This window comes from Streptococcus caprae, from assembly GCF_042649745.1.
Taxonomy (GTDB): domain Bacteria; phylum Bacillota; class Bacilli; order Lactobacillales; family Streptococcaceae; genus Streptococcus; species Streptococcus caprae.
This window is the reverse complement of record NZ_JBHRZV010000039.1, coordinates 1-18,757: the sequence shown is the minus strand read 5'-3', so window position 1 is coordinate 18,757 and position 18,757 is coordinate 1. Positions and strand designations below refer to the sequence as shown.

The following is an 18,757-nucleotide window of genomic DNA, read 5'->3' as shown; positions in this document are numbered from 1 at the left end:
AGATCAGTATGGTGTGACCATATCTCATTCTGGCAAGGGAAATTGTTATGATAATGCAGTATGTGAGAATTTCTTTTCTCACTTGAAGAGTGAGTCCTTGGGACTATTTCCACCTGAGAATAAAGAAACCCTCGTCCATCAAATCAGGGAATACATTGACTGGTATAATCACCACAGACCACAAGAAAAATTAAAAGGTATGACCCCTATGGAATTCAGGGAGTCATACCTTACTAACTAATATTCTTTTTTACACTGTCTATTTTAGACGGGGCTTGACATTCCACTCTGTTTTTTTATAGTTTAGGAGGCGTTTTTCATTGATGAAAATAAACATTTGAGTCATAGGCTTATTTGTGTTAAAATGAAGTGATAATATTTATTAAAGAGGTAAAATTATAATGATTGAAGCAAGTAAATTGCGTGCAGGCATGACTTTTGTAACATCGGAAGGTCGTTTGATTAAGGTTTTGGATGCAAGCCACCACAAACCAGGTAAGGGTAATACCATCATGCGTATGAAGCTCCGTGATGTTCGTACAGGAGCAACTTTTGATACAACTTACCGTCCAGATGAAAAATTTGAGCAAGCTATCATCGAAACTGTACCAGCTCAATACCTCTACAAAATGGATGACACAGCCTATTTCATGAACAATGAAACTTACGACCAATATGAAATTCCAGTTGCAAACGTAGAAGAAGAATTGCTCTACATCCTGGAAAACTCAGATGTAAAAATCCAATTCTACGGTACTGAAGTAATCGGTGTAACCGTTCCTACAACTGTTGAGTTGACTGTTGCGGAAACTCAACCATCTATCAAGGGTGCAACTGTAACAGGTTCTGGTAAACCAGCTACTATGGAAACAGGTCTTGTGGTTAACGTTCCAGACTTCATCGAAGCTGGTCAAAAATTGGTCATCAACACAGCGGAAGGAACTTACGTTTCTCGAGCCTAAGTTATGGATATTGACCTAGGTCATTACGACTAGAAAGGACAAGATTATGGCAAATGAAGCTATTGGTGAAATCGTTATTTCACCACGTGTATTGGAAGTCATCACAGGGATTGCAGCGACTAAGGTTAAGGGGGTTCATTCTCTCGAAAATCAAAAAGTTGCGGACAGTTTTAGCAAGTCAACTTTGGGGCGAGGTGTTTATCTGCAAACCGATGACGAAGGAGTTTTGACAGCGGATATTTACCTTTATCTCCAATATGGAGTTAATGTTCCTGCAGTTTCTATCGAAATCCAAAAGGCTGTTAAGTCTGCTATTTATGACATGGCAGAAGTTGTTGTTGACAATGTTAATGTACACGTTGTTGGCATCGCGACAGAAAAGTCAGCTAAGCCAGACATGACTCACTTGTTTGATGAGGATTTCTTGGATGACTAAGACGGGATACCAAAGTCGTCGTGATTTACGAGAGCGTGCCTTTCAAGCCCTCTTTAGCATGGAGCAAGGACAGGACGAGTTTTTAGAGGCTACTCAATTTGCTTTTCTTTTTGATAAAGAAGTTGAAGATGCTGAGACGGTTGATGTGCCGGCCTTTCTATTGACTTTGACCAAGGGAGTTTCTGACCACAAGGCAGAGCTTGATGCCCTTATTAGTGAAAAACTGAAAAAGGGTTGGACCTTGGAGCGTTTAACTCTTGTTGATAAGACTCTCTTGCGACTCGGTCTCTACGAGATTAAGTATCATGAAGATACACCTCCGCTTGTGGCCCTCAATGAGATTATTGAGATTGCTAAGTGCTATTCCGATAAAACATCAGCAAAATTCATCAATGGACTCTTATCCCAATTTATCTCAGCTGAAAAATCAGATGAGACGGCAGACGAAGTATAAAAAATCAGCTCTCAATTAAATTTTGAGAGCTGATTTTTTAATTATTTGAAGGTGTAATTTTTGATAATTTCAATAGATGTAATCGTAATTGCTTCAGTTGGCTTATCATTACTATCTGTCTTGACAGCAGCAATGCTATCTACGATATCCATACCTTCGATAACTTGACCAAAGACTGTGTAGGAACCGTCTAAACTAGGGTAGCCACCAGACTTATAGGCCTTGATAATAGCGGCTGGGTAAGATGTTGAATCCAGTTGGCTAGACCAATCTTGCTGGTTTTGGACGATATAGAATTGACTACCATTGGTATTAGCGCCAGCATTGGCCATAGCTAGAGCACCACGGATATTATAGAGGTATGGGCTAGTTTCGTTTTTAAATCCATTACCAGAGTCGATGGTAGTGTCTTTCCCATTCCAAATGGACTCGCCACCAGTACCATCTCCCTTTGGATCTCCAGATTGGATCATGAAATCGCTGATAACGCGATGGAAGCTGACGTTGTTGTAGTAGCCTTCCTTGGCGTGTGTCAAAAAGTTCTCAACAGCTAACGGAGCCTCTTCTGGAAATAGTTTGATGGTGATATCACCTTTAGAGGTTACCAATTTAACTTCAGCCTCATTGTCAGCAACTGCTGTTGATAATTGTGGAAAGGACGATGCGTCGGCATTCAAAAATGCCTTCATTTCCGCAGATTGTGTTGTTGTTTCTGTTTGAGTGGTTGTTGTAGTGCTATTTGAATTTTCAGTTGAGGTAGATGAGCAGGCTGTTAGTAAGGTCAGACTTGCCAGACCTAAAATAAGATAAGGTTTCATGGAACTCCATTCTTTAACATAAAATAATAGAACTATTTTATCATAAAATTCTAGTTTTTGCCTATAAGCTAGAGTGAGACGAGTTTGGAAATGTAGAATTTTTGCTAGAAAAATCGGAAAGTCATTGTAGTCTGTCGTAATGCTTGGTTTAACGTCGCTCTAAAACCAAAGGTACTTGTGAAGATGATTGAGGATGGCTCTGCGATTTTCTCAAGACTATCTCAACAGGAATTCTCAAAACATGATATAATAGGACCATGGCAAAACAATCGCAACAAAGAAAAGGGCGGCAATCCCGTCCAACTAAAGCAACACTTGATAAACAAAATCAGATGAAACGTGCCCTAATGCTGGTAGCCATTAGTTTGGTTCTTTTTTTAGGTCTCATTCGTCTGGGAATTTTTGGAACAACAGTCTATAATGTCCTTCGCTTGGGATTCGGGAGTCTGACCTATGTGGCTAGTTTCGGTTTTCTTTTTTACCTTTTTGGTTATAAACTTTACCAAAAATACGAGGGACTTTTGAGTGGTCTGATTATTGTCTTTCTCGGCTTATTATTGGCCTGGCATGCCTACCTTTTTGGGCAGTCTAGCTTTGCTGGTAAGGATGTCTTTTCAGCGACCTGGGCGCTTTTATGGAGCGATTTAACAGGATTTAAGGTTCTCCACTTTGCTGGTGGAGGAATGCTGGGAGCCTTGCTTTACAAGCCTATAGCCTTCCTGCTAACCAATATTGGGGCCTATCTGATTAGTACACTTTTAATCTTGCTAGGGGTTTTTCTAATAACTCCTTGGGATGTCTATGATATCGCTGACTTTGTCAAAACTAGTTGGGCCAAGTGGCATGCAGGTCATCAGGTTCGTAAGGAAAAACGCTTTGTCAAGAAGGAAGAGCGCCGTCTCCAGCTAGAGGAAGAGGCCCGTTTACGCGCTGAGGAAGAAGAAGCGGCACGTCTAACTCAAGCATCGGTTGATTATGAGACCGGTGAGATTTTAGATGATGTTGAAATCATAGCAGAGCAGACTTCTCCAAGTCCCGTAGAAATCGTAGCAGGTGGTGAGACAGAAATTTTCTCTGCTGCTGATCAAATCCAGCCCATTAGCACATATTCAGATGAGATTGAGTTTGATTTGGATACGGTTGAAGATGAGTGGACGCAACAGCCACAAACAGATTACGATGAGTTAGAGACAGATTCATTTGACATAGAGCAAGAGGATGGGTTCAATCAAGACAATGAAGTAGTGGAAGTTGACTTTAAACCTCAACGTTTCCAACACTACCGTCTTCCAAGCATCGATCTCTTTGCCCTAGATAAACCTAAAAATCAATCCAAGGAAAAATTAATTGTCCGAGACAATATCCGAGTCTTGGAAGATACCTTCAAGAGTTTTGGGATTGATGTAAAGGTGGAGCGCGCTGAAATCGGACCGTCAGTAACCAAGTACGAAGTCAAGCCAGCTGTCGGTGTCCGGGTCAACCGGATTTCTAACCTGGCAGATGATTTGGCCCTGGCCTTGGCTGCCAAGGATGTTCGTATTGAAGCCCCAATTCCAGGAAAGTCTCTGGTTGGTATTGAAGTGCCCAACTCTGAGATTGCGACGGTTTCCTTCCGTGAACTTTGGGAACAGTCCAAGACCAGTCCTGATAAACTCTTGGAAATCCCGCTCGGTAAGGCCGTCAATGGACAGTCCCGTTCCTTTGATTTGACCCGGATGCCACATTTATTAGTGGCGGGATCTACTGGTTCCGGGAAATCCGTTGCGGTTAACGGCATTATTTCTTCGATTTTGATGAAGGCCAAGCCTGACCAAGTTAAGTTTATGATGATTGATCCTAAGATGGTCGAACTCTCTGTCTACAATGATATTCCTCACTTGTTGATTCCTGTTGTGACTAATCCTCGCAAGGCCAGCAAGGCCCTGCAGAAGGTCGTAGATGAGATGGAAAATCGCTATGAACTCTTTAGTAAGGTAGGGGTCCGTAATATCGAAGGCTACAATGCCAAGGTTGAAGACTACAATAGCAAGTCTGACCAGAAACAAATTCCATTACCTTTGATTGTTGTTATCGTCGACGAGTTGGCTGACCTCATGATGGTGGCCAGTAAGGAAGTGGAAGATGCCATTATCCGGCTGGGACAAAAGGCCCGAGCGGCCGGTATTCACATGATTCTAGCCACCCAGCGGCCGTCGGTTGATGTTATCAGTGGTTTGATCAAGGCCAATGTGCCGTCTCGGATTGCTTTTGCCGTCGCTTCAGGAACGGATAGTCGAACCATCCTGGGTGAAAATGGGGCGGAGAAACTTCTAGGACGAGGAGACATGCTCTTTCATCCGATTGGGGAGTCGGCTCCTGTCCGCCTTCAGGGGTCCTTTATCTCTGACGATGACGTGGAGCGGATTGTCAACTTTATCAAGACCCAGGCCGAGGCCGAGTACGATAATAGCTTTGACCCTGGTGAGGTTTCTGAGGCAGATTCTGGATTTTCTGGCAATGGCGGAGCGGATGAGGGAGACCCACTGTTCCTAGAAGCTAAGGCTTTGGTTCTTGAAACTCAAAAAGCTTCCGCCTCAATGCTACAGCGCCGTCTGTCTGTTGGCTTTAACCGAGCTACACGACTCATGGAAGAACTAGAGGAAGCTGGTGTCATTGGACCAGCAGAAGGCACTAAACCAAGAAAAGTATTGGAGACACCGTAATGTTAGGAGAAACCATTCACCACATCGCCATTATCGGTCGCGATTATGAAGCTACACGAACATTTTACGTGGACAAGCTAGGCTTCACTCAGCTGGACGAGCACATCCGCCCAGAAAAAAAGGATATTCTTTTCAATGTCCAAAAAGGAAATACAGTCCTTGAGATATTTATCAAGCCAGATGCTCCCTTGCGACCTGTCATGCCTAATCCAGAGCACACGGGTCTGCGCCACTTGGCCTTTAAAGTTGAAGATGTTGCCACCTGCTTGGAAAGGTTTGATGAGCTTGGAATTCGCCACGAAGATCTCCGCTACGATGACTTTGATGGCAAGGCTATGGCCTTCTTCTTTGATCCAGACGGCCTGCCTCTGGAAATTCATGAATAATACTAAAAAACCACACGATTAAAAAATTCGTGTGATTTTTTTGTGTCAGCTCTGCTATTTTACAAGAAAGATAGCAACAACAGTACCGATATAAAAGGCAAAGGTTAGAAGAAAACCTGCTCGCCAGAAGAATTTGAGCCAGCGTTTAAATGAAAACACCTTGCTTTTTTTGAGTAAAAAAAGGATGATAATAATCGACAGGATTGACATGACGATAAGGTAAGGAAAGAGAAAACTATGGGTGAAAAATTTGCCAGAAACTAAGACAATTTCGTAGGCGAAAAGTGGTAAAGCCAGATCGGCCATATTGGTGCGAAAGCGACGTCTTAGTCCCAAAAGAGAGACTAAAATCTGAGCCACGATAGGTGTTAATATGATGAGAACAATTGCAAAAATTCGATATGTAGTCATATGTCCATTTTACCCCGAATTAAGATTAAAGTAAACTTCAAACTCTAAAATAGTCTGAAAAAATCCATCATTTTGAAAGCTCTTGTTTATTTCCTAAAAATCCTATAAAATAAGAGTGTAAAAATAGAAAGTCATGAGGAAACATAAGTGTCTATCAACTGGCAAGATATCGCCTTTACCTTCTTTGGGGGGCTGGGGCTCTTTCTCTTTAGTATCAAGTATATGGGAGATGGTCTCCAACAGGCCGCGGGTGATAAGCTCCGCTATTATATTGACAAGTACACCAGTAATCCCTTTTTCGGAGTTCTGGTCGGTATCGCTATGACAGCCTTAATTCAGTCTAGTTCTGGAGTAACGGTTATTACGGTTGGTCTAGTTTCAGCTGGGCTCTTGACCCTACGGCAGGCCATTGGAATTGTCATGGGGGCCAATATCGGGACAACAGTGACATCTTTCCTGATTGGGTTTAAGTTGGGAGACTATGCCCTGCCCATGATTTTCATCGGTGCAGCCTTGTTATTTTTTACGAGAAACCGTAAACTCAACAATATTGGTCGTGTCATTTTTGGGGTTGGTGGGATTTTCTTCTCGCTGAGTTTGATGAGTGATGCCATGGAACCTTTAAAAGAAGTTCAGGCTTTCCAGACCTATCTTGCTAGTCTAGGTGACAAACCGATTCAAGGGGTCTTTATCGGGACTGGTTTGACCATGTTGATTCAATCATCTGCGGCTATTATTGGGATTTTACAGGGGTTGTATGCCAATGATTTGATGTCGCTACAAGGTGTGATTCCAATTCTTTTGGGGTCAAATATCGGGACCTGTATTACGGCTGTTCTGGCAGCTTTAGGTGCAAATATTGCAGCTAAGCGTGTTGCAGCAGCCCATGTCATGTTTAATGTTATTGGAACGGTCATTTTTATGATTTTCCTCATTCCATATACCCGCATTATGGAATGGCTGGATGTGACGCTTAATCTAACACCAGAGATGTCGGTTGCCTTCTCACATGGTAGCTTTAACTTCGTCAATACGATTATCCTCTTCCCGTTCATCGGTGGTCTTGCGCTCCTGGTGACTAAGATGATTCCTGGTGAGGATGAGGTTGTCAAGTACGAAGCCATGTACCTGGATCCTATTCTCCTCAAGCAGGCGCCAGCTATTGCCCTTGGAAATGCTAAAAAAGAATTGGTCAACCTAGCGGCCTATGCAGCCCAGTCTTTTGAAGCAGCCTTTAGCTATATTGGAACAGCTGAGCCTAAGTATGTTGAAAAGGTTCAAAAGTATGAGGATGTCGTTAATAAGCTTGACCAGGAATTAACGCAATACCTGATTGCCCTTTCCAATGAACCCCTCAATGAGCAAGAAAATGAAGTTTTGGCAGGGATTTTGGATTCAGCGCGTGATTTGGAACGGATTTCAGACCACGCCATCAATCTTGCTACCTTGATGGAGCATGACAATGATAAAGATATTACCTTTACCCCTACAGCCAAGGATGAACTTCAGGAAATTTATGCCCTTACCCACAGCATGTTTCTCGATGCCATCAAGGCAGTTGCAGATGATGATAAGGTCTTGGCTCAGGAGTTGATTGACCGTCATGGAGATGTGAAGCGCCTGGAAAAACGGATTCGTCGGGCCCATATCGACCGCATGAACCAAGGTATCTGTTCACCAGTGGCGGGGGTAAACTTTATTGACCTCATCACACCAAGCACACGGATTACTGACCATGCCATCAACCTAGCTGAAAAAGTTGTGGCTCATCAGATTTAAATACAAACTATCGAGACTGGACTTCCACTCTCGATTTTTTTATTATATTCTTCTAAAATATTGGTATAGACCGTTTACAAAAATTAATATAAGGAGTATAATGAAGTCAGAAAATACTAGCTTGTCTAGCAGTACAAGGAGGTAACACGATGACAAGAGTAATTAAGGCGGACAGTTTCTTCTACCCCTATGAAGAACGTAAGGGTGGCTATCTAGAAATTGTAGATGGTAAATTTGGCGATTGGCTAGCTGAACTTCCAGCTGGAGCTGAAGTTTTAGATTATACAGGTTACAGCATTGCCCCTGGGCTTGTGGACACTCACATTCATGGGTTTGGTGGGGCTGATGTTATGGACGATAGTACAGAAGCGATTGAAATCATGAGTGCAGGACTCCCATCAACTGGGGTAACCTCTTACCTACCAACGACCTTGACCTCAACCTCAGAGCGATTGGATAGTGTTTGTAAAAAGATTGCTCAGGTTAAGGATGCCCCGGGCGCCAAGATTCGGGGAATTTATTTCGAAGGGCCTTACTTCACAGAAGAGTTCAAGGGGGCACAAAACCCAGCCTACATGAATAATCCAAGTATTGAAGAGTTTGAAAAATGGCAGAGCTCCGCTGAGGGATTGATTTCTAAGATTGCCCTAGCTCCTGAACGCGAGGGAGTCGCTGAGTTCGTCGACTATGTGACCCAACAGGGTGTCGTCGTAGCTATGGGACATTCTAATGCGACTTACGATGAAGCAAGGGCAGCAGTGCAAGCGGGTGCCTCTGTTTGGGTTCACGCCTACAATGGCATGCGGGGGCTCAATCACCGGGAACCAGGCATGGTCGGAGCCATGTACAATATCCCCCACACCTATGCCGAATTGATTGCAGACGGGCATCATGTTTGCCAAAAAGCCTGTGAAATCCTTATTCAACAGAAAAATCATGACCACATTGCCTTGATTACAGACTGTATGCGGGCTGGTGGCATGCCAGATGGCAATTACATGTTGGGAGAATTCCCTGTTATTGTTAAAGATGGGGCAGCTCGATTAGAGCACAATCCAGCCAGTTTGGCGGGTTCTATCTTGAAGCTTTATCAAGGGATGAAACACGTTCATGATTGGGGAATTGCTAACCGTGAAGAAGCTGTTCGGATGGCCAGCCTCATCCCAGCAATTTCTTGTAAAATTGACGACAAGTGCGGTCAAATCAAGAAGGGCTACGAGGCAGACTTTATCGTCCTCAATCCAGACCTTAGCTTAGCCGCGACTTATATTGATGGAGTTAAAGTTTTTGAGGCTGAGTAATTCAGTTTGTTTCCCCATAACCTGTCCAAAACTGGGCAGGTTTTGATTTTTTAAACTGTTTTATGGTAAAACACGAATTTTTCTGAAGAAAAAGCAACTTTTATTGAAAAAGCACTTACATTTTCTGAATGTTATGGTAGAATGATATCAAAATATCAATGAAGAAAAGGAGACATAGCATGCAAGTGTTACATTCAACAACCTGGCAAAACTGGCGTAGATGAATGGTGTGTATGTTATGGAGCATAGACACATTTTTGAGTTTCACTGAAGTGTCTATGCCGTTTGACTAACTAATAAGGTTGTACGGTAGAAGTTGCCGTACTTTTTTTGGCTTTCTTGTTGATGCTGAAGTGAAATCCGAGTCGTTTTAGGATTACCATTTGAGTCATTAACAAGGAGTTTTTATGTTACCAGGAATCGTAGCTTTAGCTATTTTGCTCACTATTTTTGCCATCAGTGAATTAATCGCTCAGGAAACCAAGGCGGTTCTATCCACTGTTTTGTCCGTTGCCATTATCCTCTTGCTTGGATTTTGGACGGGGATTTTACCAAAATCTATTTTTGAAGATGCTGGTCTGAGTAATTTTGGCCTTCTTGTTGCTGGCATGTTGATTACATCATTAGGAACGACCCTCGACTTCCAAGAGTTAAAAACGCAATGGAAGGTTGTTGTGATTTCTCTGTTAGGTGTAGTAGGGTCAAGTGCCTTAATCTTACTGGGTGGTCAATTATTTGGTCTGAAAGCCTACGCCATTACAGGGGCACCTATTTTTGCAGGTGGTAATGCTGCTACCTTAATTATGACGGAAGCTCTTAAGGGGCATGGAATGGATGCCGTCATTACTTACTGTATGGCCCTTCTCATCTTACAAAAATTCATTGGAATTCCGATTGCGTCCATGCTTCTAAAAAAGGAGGCTCAGATTTTCAGACAAGACGCAAAAAATCTTGAGCTCTATTCAAAAGTGAAAGAGAAAACGGTATCTGCAGGTGCCAAAAAAGGCCTGCTCAGTCTTCCTGATAAACTTCAGAGACCGTCCGTTTACCTAGCTAAATTAGCTTTAGTTGCGGCCCTCTCACATTATATTGCCTTAGCCATGAATGGCCTCCTTCACTATTTTGTTGTCTGCTTGATTATGGGTGTGTTGGCTTTCTCTCTGGGCTTCTTGGAGAAGGGGATTTTGCAGAAAACCCAATCTTCTGTCTTGATTAATTTCTTGGTGACTATTGTGATCTTCTCTAACTTGTCCGCGACCACACCTCAACAGGTGCTTCAGGTTCTTGCTCCCTTAGCGACCTTCATGGTCCTTGGTGTGGGTGGTATCTTTATCATCGGTTATCTAGCAGGCAAGGTGTTTAAACTCAGTCCACTCTTGTCGATTGCTCTTGGGATTTCCTGTACCTTTGGATTTCCGACGACCATGTTTTTGCCACAAGAAGTTTCAGTAGCGGTTGGTCAGACCAAGGAAGAGGTCCAGGCTATCGAGAATTATCTCTTACCTAAGATGCTAGTGGCAGGTCTTGTGACGGTGACGATTTCATCTGTTATTCTTGCTGGTATCGCAGTTCATTACTTGTTCTAGGAGGGTTTTTATGGAAATAGCAGAGCTTAAACATTTTATCGATGCTCAAGAACCAGCCATGTTGGCTTTGACTGAGCGATTGATTAATATTGATTCTGGAACCAGGGATGCTCAAGGGATTCGTCAAGTTCACGATGTATTGGTAGAATTCTTTGACCAACATGGACTGGAACACTATACGATAGAAACGACCAGTGAGAATCCTGTTCTAGTAGTGACCCTTAATTCAGAGAGTACAGCAGCACCAATCATCTTTATAGGGCATACAGATACTGTATTTCCCAAGGGGACTGTGGCCCAAAATCCTTTTCGAATTGATGAAGCTGGTATGATGCATGGCCCAGGAATTGTTGACATGAAAACTGGTGATGTGATTGGGATTTTCACCCTGTTAGCACTGCGCGAGGCGGGTTATACTACACGCCCTATTAAATTCATCCTTGTGTCTGATGAAGAAAATCTCCATATGTTCTCTAATACAGGAGATGTTATCCGTCAGGAGGCTAAGGATGGACTCTATGCCCTTAATTTTGAAACTGGGTATCTGGATGACGGTCTGGTTGTGGGGCGTAAGGGCGGTGGTATTGTAGACATTGAGGTCAAGGGTATCGCGGCTCACTCTGGACACGACCCAGAGAAGGGACGCTCTGCCATTTTGGAACTAGCCCATAAAATAATTGCTATCGAAGGGCTTAATGACCTAGCTCGTGGGAAATTGCTTAATTGTGGTAAGAGCGAAGGTGGAACAGGAGAAAATATCATCCCTGATACTGCCAAGGTCAGCATCGGTATTCGTTTTGATTCTCCTAAAATGAGGGATGAAATTTTGGCAGAACTGGAGCAGATTACTCAGACCCACACAGTAGCTGATGTTCAAGCGACACTTTCTGTTCGAATGCTCATTGAAGCCATGGAAACGACTACAGAAGTGATGGATCTATATCAGCATATCGAGGAAACGGCAAGGGAGATTGGCTATGGGGAAGTCAAACCTATTCGAGTTGGAGGGGCTTCGGATTCTGGTATCCTGGTTTCTGAGGGAATTCCAACAGTTTGTGCCTTAGGAGCCAAGGGATCCGGCCCTCATACCATGTATGAAATAGCATCCGTTGTATCCTTAACGAGCAGAACGTTTTTAAACACTATGACGGTTTTAAGGATGGAAGAAAAGTTGAATGTAAACGAACAGTCAGGATTTTGACGATATTTATAGTAGAAAAATTAGACACTCAAGCAAATTTCTGCTATAATACTCCCTAAGAAGGAAAGTCTTATCTAGATTTTACAGCGAGTTTGGGAGAGTGGGAGCCAGGCAAGGAAGGGTAGGATTCGGCACTTTCAGTATCTTTTAAAGAACCAATGAAGTCATAAATTAGGGTGGAACCGCGTTTCGACGCCCCTATGCGTAAGTGTAGGAGTGTGGACGGGGTTCTTTTGTTTTGGAGAAAGGAGTGTCATGAAAAACAGTTTTTTCGTTGATACCGCTCAAGAATTGGCGATTTATCGGCAATTTGCTGAAACTCACCAATCACGATTGGCTGATTACATCACCTTTTTGAAAACCACTTATCAGGTTGAGGAACTCCCTCAGGTCATGGTTTTGGCCAATCATCGAGGAGCGACAGAGGTGATTCATCAGATTCCCATTCCTGCTTATACCAACGATGTCCGTATGGTCATGACACCAGAGCTATCTGTCTGGAAAGAGGTGTATCTAGCTCAGTTGGAGAATTATCCACCGTCACCCGAGGTGGAAGTCTTGCGACAGCATTATGCCAAACTTTCTGATAATCATCTGTTGCAGGTGATTGGTCATGAATTGGCTCACTGGTCGGAGCTATTTATGGATGACTTTGCCAATTATGACGCCTATATCTGGTTTGAGGAAGGGATGGTCGAGTACATCAGCCGTCGCTATTTTCTGACGGATGAGGAGTTTGCTGCTGAGAAAAGAGCCAACCAACTCTTGGTGCAACTCTTTCAAGCCAAAAAAGGCTGGCATTCGCTGAATGACTTTGGGCAGGCGACTTATGAGGGCGATATGGCTAGTATTTTTTATGAATACTGGCGGAGTTTTCTGACCATTGACCAGTTGGTGGAGACCCTAGGTTCGGTTGAGGCTGTCTTTGCTACTTATCAAAAATGGGCAGAGCAGGACACTACCATACCACTCTTAACGTGGTTGATGGACCAAGGATTATTAACAAGGGCATTATAAAAGGAAGGCAATATGTCACAAAAACTAACCTTTCGCCTCGTCAAAGTGACTTAGTCGGCAGATACCTCTAGCCACTAACGGTCATCGTTAGAGCGGTTGAGCTAGACAATCCACTAGTTTTGCAAACAGAAAAAAATCGTTTCTGTTCGCAAAGCATCGCAAGAAATGAGAATTACAATAAATAAGGAGTAATTATGTCAAACAAACTAACCTTTCAAGAAATTATTTTAACCTTGCAACAATTCTGGAACGACCAGGGTTGTATGCTCATGCAGGCCTATGACACGGAAAAAGGGGCTGGGACCATGAGTCCCTATACCTTCTTGCGTGCCATCGGTCCTGAGCCATGGAATGCAGCTTATGTGGAGCCTTCTCGTCGTCCAGCAGATGGTCGTTACGGGGAAAACCCAAACCGTCTCTACCAACACCACCAATTTCAAGTGGTTATGAAACCAAGCCCAAGCAATATCCAAGAACTCTACTTGCAGTCTTTGGAAAAATTGGGGATCAATCCTTTGGAACACGACATCCGCTTTGTGGAGGACAACTGGGAAAACCCATCGACTGGTTCAGCTGGTCTGGGCTGGGAAGTATGGTTGGACGGGATGGAAATCACTCAGTTTACCTATTTTCAACAAGTCGGTGGTCTAGCAACTGGACCCGTCACTGCTGAAGTGACCTACGGTTTGGAACGCTTGGCATCCTACATCCAAGAAGTGGACTCCGTTTACGACATCGAGTGGGCGCCTGGTGTCAAGTACGGGGAAATCTTCCTGCAGCCAGAATATGAGCATTCAAAATACAGTTTTGAAGTGTCTAACCAAGACATGCTCCTTGAAAACTTTGAAAAATTTGAAACGGAAGCAGGACGCGCTCTGGAAGAAGGTCTGGTTCACCCAGCCTATGACTACGTGCTCAAATGTTCGCACACCTTTAACCTCTTGGATGCCCGTGGCGCAGTTTCCGTAACAGAGCGTGCAGGCTACATCGCCCGTATCCGTAACCTGGCCCGTGTAGTTGCCAAAACCTTCGTTGCCGAACGTAAAAAGCTGGGCTACCCACTCTTGGACGAAGCAACGCGTGCGGAGCTCCTTGCGGCAGACGAAGATTAAACGACTAAAAACACGAGCGCAAGCGAGTGAACGCAAATAACTTCGCCGTGGGATGAGTGACTTCAGGGAGGTCACAGGGAATTTAGAAGACCTAAGGCTTCCAAATTAGCCATGAAACCGAAGGTTTTCTGATGTCCCTCCCACTTTAAGAAGCTATTTAAAAGAAAAATTGAGGTTAACAATGACGAAAAATGTATTGATTGAACTGGGCTTGGAAGAACTCCCAGCCTACACTGTAACACCGAGCGAACGCCAGTTGGGTGAGCGTGTTGCAGCCTTTTTGACCGAAAACCGTTTGGCCTTTGACAGTATCCAAACCTTTTCAACTCCCCGTCGTTTGGCGGTACGTGTGCTTGGCTTGGCGGAGCAACAAACAGACTTGAGCGAAGACTTCAAGGGTCCTGCTAAGAAAATTGCCCTGGACGCTGACGGTCACTTTACCAAGGCTGCAGAAGGATTTGTCCGTGGTAAGGGCTTGACAACAGCTGACATCCGCTTTGAAGAGATCAAAGGCGAAGAATATGTCTACGTGACCAAGAATGAGACCGGTCGTCCAGCTAAAGAAGTCTTGGCAGGCATTCCCGAAGTTTTGGCAGCCATGACTTTCCCTGTTAGCATGCACTGGGCCAGCAACAGCTTTGCCTACATCCGCCCTGTCCACACCTTTACAGTTTTGGTGGACGATGAGGCCTTGGAATTGGACTTCCTAGATATCCAGTCAGGTCGTATCAGCCGTGGCCATCGCTTCCTCGGTCACGATGTAGAGTTGCAAACAGCAGATAGCTACGAAGATGACTTGCGTTCGGTCTTTGTTATTGCAGATGCGAAAGAACGTCAGCAGTTGATCGTAGACCAAATCAAGGCCATTGAAGTGGCTCAAAACGTCCAAGTGGAAATTGATGAGGACTTGCTCAATGAAGTCCTCAATCTGGTCGAGTACCCAACTGCCTTCATGGGGTCCTTTGACGCCAAGTACCTGGATGTCCCAGAAGAAGTTCTGGTGACTTCTATGAAAAATCACCAGCGCTACTTTGTGGTCCGTGACCAGGCTGGCAAGCTATTGCCAAACTTTATCTCGGTCCGAAACGGAAACGACCAACACATCGAAAATGTCGTGAAAGGGAACGAAAAAGTTCTCGTGGCTCGTCTCGAAGACGGTGAGTTCTTCTGGCGGGAAGATCAAAAATTGGTTATCGCTGACTTGGTGGCGAAACTGGAACATGTGACCTTCCATGAAAAAATCGGTAGCTTGTCTGCCCACATGGACCGTACAAAAGTCATTGCTGAGCATTTGGCGGCCATGGCAGAGCTGTCTGACCAAGAACGGACAGACCTTGCTCGTGCAGCCAGCATCTACAAGTTTGACCTCTTGACCGGTATGGTTGGTGAGTTTGATGAACTCCAAGGAATCATGGGTGAAAAATACGCTCTCTTGGCTGGTGAAACAGCTGGTGTGGCAGCGGCCATTCGCGAACACTACCTGCCAAACTCTGCTGAGGGCGAGCTTCCAGAAACCAAGGTCGGAGCTGTCTTGGCTCTGGCTGATAAGCTCGACACCATGCTGTCCTTCTTCTCAGTTGGTCTGATTCCGTCTGGTTCAAACGACCCCTATGCTTTACGTCGGGCAACCGCTGGTATCGTCCGTATCTTGGACAAGTTTGGTTGGAACATTCCGCTGGATGAGTTGATTGCTAGTCTTTATGACCTGCATTTTGAGAGCTTGACTTATGACAACCAAGATGCAGTTATGGCCTTTATCGCTGCCCGTATTGAGAAAATGATGGACAGCAGCATTCCAAAAGACATCCGTGAGGCGGTGCTTGCTAGCGACACCCATGTGGTCAAGGAACTCTTGGCTGCCAGCTCTGCTATTTTCCAAAAATCCCAAGAATCTGGCTACAAGGAAGCGGTGGAAAGCCTGGCCCGTGTCTTCAACTTGGCAGAAAAAGCGCCAGCTGGCGTCGCAGCGGCGGCAGACTTGTTTGAAAACGAGCAGGAAAAAGCCCTCTTTGCAGCGGCTGAAGGTCTAGTCTTGACAGGTGACATGGCAAGCAACCTGGACAAACTCTTTGCTTTAAGTCCAGTCATTGACGCCTTCTTTGACAACACCATGGTTATGGCTGACGACGAAGCAGTGAAAAACAACCGACTGGCTCTCTTGGCTGTTCTGACTGCCAAAGCCCGCAAGGTCGCAGCATTTAACCTCTTGAACACCAAATAGGAGCAGGTCATGAAAGCTGTGAAGTTTGTTGCTGGCACTGGCTGGTATCGTCCTAGTAGCTTGCAGTAGCCAAGACAGCTATGACTGGCTGGAGGGATACTGGACAAGCAGTGAGTGGCAGGTCACTTATGAGTTGGGAGAAGAGGACGGTGTTTGGACTATTCGTGATGGGTCAAGTGTCCTTGCTCAGTCTGCTAAACTGTCAACTGACAAGGACAAGAATATTGTCTTGACCGATACAGACGGCATGCAATTTATTATCGAGAAAATCTCAGACAGCCAAATTCATTTCCAACAAGTCGCAGCAGAAGGCCTGCAAGGAAGACTGCCAGTGCGACCTTTGACAAGGTGGATGATTAACATCAGATAGAAAGGATTTTGAACACGAGCGACCTTTTATACAAATAGAGAAAGCTCTGAACATCAGTATTATGGAACAAGCAAAAATTAACCGCATCAATGAATTGGCCCGCAAGAAAAAAGAAGTGGGTTTAACGGAGGAAGAATTGGCAGAACAAGCCCTTCTCCGTGAGGAATACATCGAGGGCTACCGTAGAAGTGTTCGTGCCCATGTGGAAGGCATCAAAATTGTCGACGAAGACGGCAATGATGTGACGCCAGAAAAACTGCGTCAGGCTCAACGCGAAAAGGGTTTGCATGGTAGAAGTCTGGATGATCCAAATAGTTAAACAAAGTAAAAAAGCTCAGAAGAGATAGGTTTCCCTGAACCGCACCCCAAAAGTTAGACAGACAATCTAACGAATGGGGTGCTTTTTTATGAAATTGAGCTACGAAGATAAATTAAAATTCTATGAGCTAAGAAATAAAGGGCTGACGTGGTCCCAACTTAGCCAAGCTTACGATATTCAGATTTCCAACCTCAAATATATGGTAAAGCTTATGGATAGGTATGGAGTCGATATTGTTCGAAAGGGTAAAAATACGTATTATCCTCCCGAGTTAAAACAAGAAATCATGGATAAAGTCCTTCTTGAAGGTCAGTCTCAACTGTCCGTCTCTCTTGAGTATGCTCTTCCGAACCGTGGGCTGCTTCCAAACTGGATAGCGCAATACAAGAAAAACGGGTATACTATTCTTGAGAAATCAAGAGGGAGACCGCCAAAGATGGGACGAAAGAAAACGAAAACTTGGGAAGAAATGACGGAGCTAGAACGTCTTCAAAAAGAACTGGAATACCTTAGAGCGGAGAACGCCGTGCTAAAAAAGTTGAGAGATTACCGCTTACGGGACGAGGCAAAACTCAAAAAGCAACAAGAGTCATCCAAGAACTAAAAGATGAGTTTGCCCTAACGCTATTACTTGATATTTTAGATCTAGCGCGATCAAGTTATTATGACCACCTCAAACAACTGGCAAAAGAAGACAAGGATTTGGCACTTAAGACTGAAATCCAAGCCATTTATGACGAACACAAGGGCAACTATGGCTATCGTCGTATTCACTTGGAACTTCTCAATTGAGGCTTCTGTGTCAACCACAAGAAGGTCCAACGTTTGATGACAGAGATGAAACTAGCTGCTCGTATTCGTCGGAAACGCAAGTATTCCTCTTACAAGAGCGAGGTAGGAAAGAAGGCTGACAACCTGATTCAACGTCAGTTTGAAGGAGCTAAACCTTATGAGAAGTGCTATACAGATGTAACGGAGTTTGCTTTAACGGAGGGAAAAGTGTACCTATCCCCTGTTATGGATGGTTATAATGGTGAAATTATTGACTTTACTTTATCTCGCTCACCGAACTTGAGACAGGTACATACCATGCTTGAAAAAGCCTTTCCAGCTAACCGTTACGAGGGAACTATTCTCCATAGCGACCAAGGATGGCAATATCAACACTGGTCTTATCATCACTTTTTGGAATCTAAAGGGATTCGTCCTTCGATGTCTCGTAAGGGGAACAGTCCTGATAATGGCATGATGGAATCCTTCTTTGGCATTCTCAAGTCTGAGATGTTTTATGGATTTGAGAACACCTTCACATCACTAGAACAACTGGAACAAGCAATTAGCGATTATATTTTTTACTACAATAACAAACGAATCAAAACAAAATTAAAAGGACTTAGTCCTGTGCAATACAGAATTAAATCCTTTCAATAATATTTCTTGTCCAACTTTTGGGGGTCAGTACACCCTTCGAGCTTTTTATTTTTCAAACAAAAGGATTGCATAGTAAGTTAGGAGTATGTTATAGTAACAAAGCTATCAATTTGCCCACGAGAAGCTCGACTAAAAAAATAAAAAAAGTTGAAAAAAACTTGTTGACAAATAATTGATGATTTGCTAAACTAATATAGTTGTCTCGTGAGTGGGCAACGATGCCCTTTGAAAACTGAACAAGACGAACCAAG

Annotated in this window: 17 protein-coding genes and 1 pseudogene; 16 read left to right on the top strand and 2 right to left on the bottom strand. The window is 44.0% G+C overall.

What is annotated here, in order from left to right; genetic code table 11:
* From ACFORF_RS05530 to nusB, 4 genes are all read left to right on the top strand, one after another.
* The coding region (locus ACFORF_RS05530; RefSeq protein ID WP_380426241.1) for a transposase at nt 1–241 on the top strand (241 nt) is incomplete at its 5' end.
* Between the two features lie 160 nt (nt 242–401).
* A complete protein-coding gene (efp, locus tag ACFORF_RS05525; protein ID WP_380426239.1) occupies nt 402–962 on the top strand; it encodes an elongation factor P in 561 nt (186 codons plus the stop codon).
* Between the two features lie 46 nt (nt 963–1,008).
* Complete coding sequence (locus ACFORF_RS05520; protein ID WP_380426237.1) at nt 1,009–1,398, top strand: Asp23/Gls24 family envelope stress response protein; 390 nt, start codon at nt 1,009–1,011, stop codon at nt 1,396–1,398.
* Nucleotides 1,391–1,852 carry a transcription antitermination factor NusB gene (gene nusB, locus ACFORF_RS05515; RefSeq protein WP_380426235.1) on the top strand — a complete coding sequence of 154 codons (462 nt, stop codon included), beginning with the start codon at nt 1,391–1,393 and terminating at the stop codon, nt 1,850–1,852. Before ACFORF_RS05520 ends, nusB begins: the two co-directional genes overlap by 8 nt.
* A 41-nt stretch (nt 1,853–1,893) precedes the next feature.
* Here nusB and ACFORF_RS05510 read toward each other — a convergent pair whose 3' ends face one another.
* A complete protein-coding gene (locus tag ACFORF_RS05510) occupies nt 1,894–2,670 on the bottom strand; it encodes a peptidylprolyl isomerase (RefSeq protein ID WP_380426233.1) in 777 nt (258 codons plus the stop codon).
* 257 nt (nt 2,671–2,927) lie between these two features.
* Between ACFORF_RS05510 and ACFORF_RS05505 the strand changes: the two genes are divergently transcribed.
* Both ACFORF_RS05505 and gloA2 read left to right on the top strand, forming a co-directional pair.
* Nucleotides 2,928–5,372 (top strand): FtsK/SpoIIIE family DNA translocase, encoded by a 2,445-nt coding sequence (locus ACFORF_RS05505; protein WP_380426231.1) that lies wholly within the window; start codon nt 2,928–2,930, stop codon nt 5,370–5,372.
* Nucleotides 5,372–5,758: an SMU1112c/YaeR family gloxylase I-like metalloprotein gene (gene gloA2, locus ACFORF_RS05500; RefSeq protein WP_380426229.1), complete on the top strand. Its 387-nt coding sequence runs from the start codon at nt 5,372–5,374 to the stop codon at nt 5,756–5,758. Before ACFORF_RS05505 ends, gloA2 begins: the two co-directional genes overlap by 1 nt.
* 54 nt (nt 5,759–5,812) lie before the next feature.
* On the opposite strand, the gene ACFORF_RS05495 is transcribed toward gloA2, so the two are convergent.
* The gene (locus ACFORF_RS05495; RefSeq protein ID WP_380426227.1) at nt 5,813–6,169 is read right to left on the bottom strand and encodes a DUF3397 family protein; all 357 of its coding nucleotides are present in this window, start codon (nt 6,167–6,169) and stop codon (nt 5,813–5,815) included.
* A gap of 147 nt (nt 6,170–6,316) precedes the next feature.
* Between ACFORF_RS05495 and ACFORF_RS05490 the strand changes: the two genes are divergently transcribed.
* The 10 genes and pseudogenes from ACFORF_RS05490 to ACFORF_RS05445 all read left to right on the top strand — a co-directional run bounded on the left by ACFORF_RS05490 (nt 6,317) and on the right by ACFORF_RS05445 (nt 18,506).
* Nucleotides 6,317–7,948: a Na/Pi cotransporter family protein gene (locus tag ACFORF_RS05490; protein WP_380426225.1), complete on the top strand. Its 1,632-nt coding sequence runs from the start codon at nt 6,317–6,319 to the stop codon at nt 7,946–7,948.
* 149 nt (nt 7,949–8,097) lie between these two features.
* Entirely contained in the window at nt 8,098–9,249 is a 1,152-nt protein-coding gene (gene nagA, locus ACFORF_RS05485) for an N-acetylglucosamine-6-phosphate deacetylase (RefSeq protein WP_380426224.1), read from the top strand.
* 407 nt (nt 9,250–9,656) lie between these two features.
* Nucleotides 9,657–10,835, top strand: a complete 1,179-nt coding sequence (locus tag ACFORF_RS05480) for a hypothetical protein (protein WP_380426222.1) — start codon at nt 9,657–9,659, stop codon at nt 10,833–10,835.
* A 10-nt stretch (nt 10,836–10,845) separates the two neighbouring features.
* On the top strand, nt 10,846–12,036 hold the full coding sequence (locus ACFORF_RS05475; protein WP_380426220.1) for a M20/M25/M40 family metallo-hydrolase: 1,191 nt from the start codon (nt 10,846–10,848) through the stop codon (nt 12,034–12,036).
* A gap of 255 nt (nt 12,037–12,291) precedes the next feature.
* Nucleotides 12,292–13,053: an elongation factor Tu gene (locus ACFORF_RS05470; protein ID WP_380426218.1), complete on the top strand. Its 762-nt coding sequence runs from the start codon at nt 12,292–12,294 to the stop codon at nt 13,051–13,053.
* Nucleotides 13,054–13,247: 194 nt separating this feature from the next.
* Entirely contained in the window at nt 13,248–14,165 is a 918-nt protein-coding gene (glyQ, locus tag ACFORF_RS05465) for a glycine--tRNA ligase subunit alpha (protein WP_380426216.1), read from the top strand.
* 181 nt (nt 14,166–14,346) lie between these two features.
* Nucleotides 14,347–16,386 (top strand): glycine--tRNA ligase subunit beta, encoded by a 2,040-nt coding sequence (gene glyS, locus ACFORF_RS05460; RefSeq protein WP_380426214.1) that lies wholly within the window; start codon nt 14,347–14,349, stop codon nt 16,384–16,386.
* A 25-nt stretch (nt 16,387–16,411) separates the two neighbouring features.
* Nucleotides 16,412–16,756, top strand: a complete 345-nt coding sequence (locus ACFORF_RS05455) for an aldo/keto reductase (RefSeq protein ID WP_380426212.1) — start codon at nt 16,412–16,414, stop codon at nt 16,754–16,756.
* Between the two features lie 61 nt (nt 16,757–16,817).
* A complete protein-coding gene (locus ACFORF_RS05450) occupies nt 16,818–17,075 on the top strand; it encodes a DUF896 family protein (RefSeq protein ID WP_380426211.1) in 258 nt (85 codons plus the stop codon).
* A gap of 88 nt (nt 17,076–17,163) precedes the next feature.
* A pseudogene (locus ACFORF_RS05445) lies at nt 17,164–18,506 on the top strand (IS3 family transposase).
* Nucleotides 18,507–18,757: the final 251 nt, after the last annotated feature.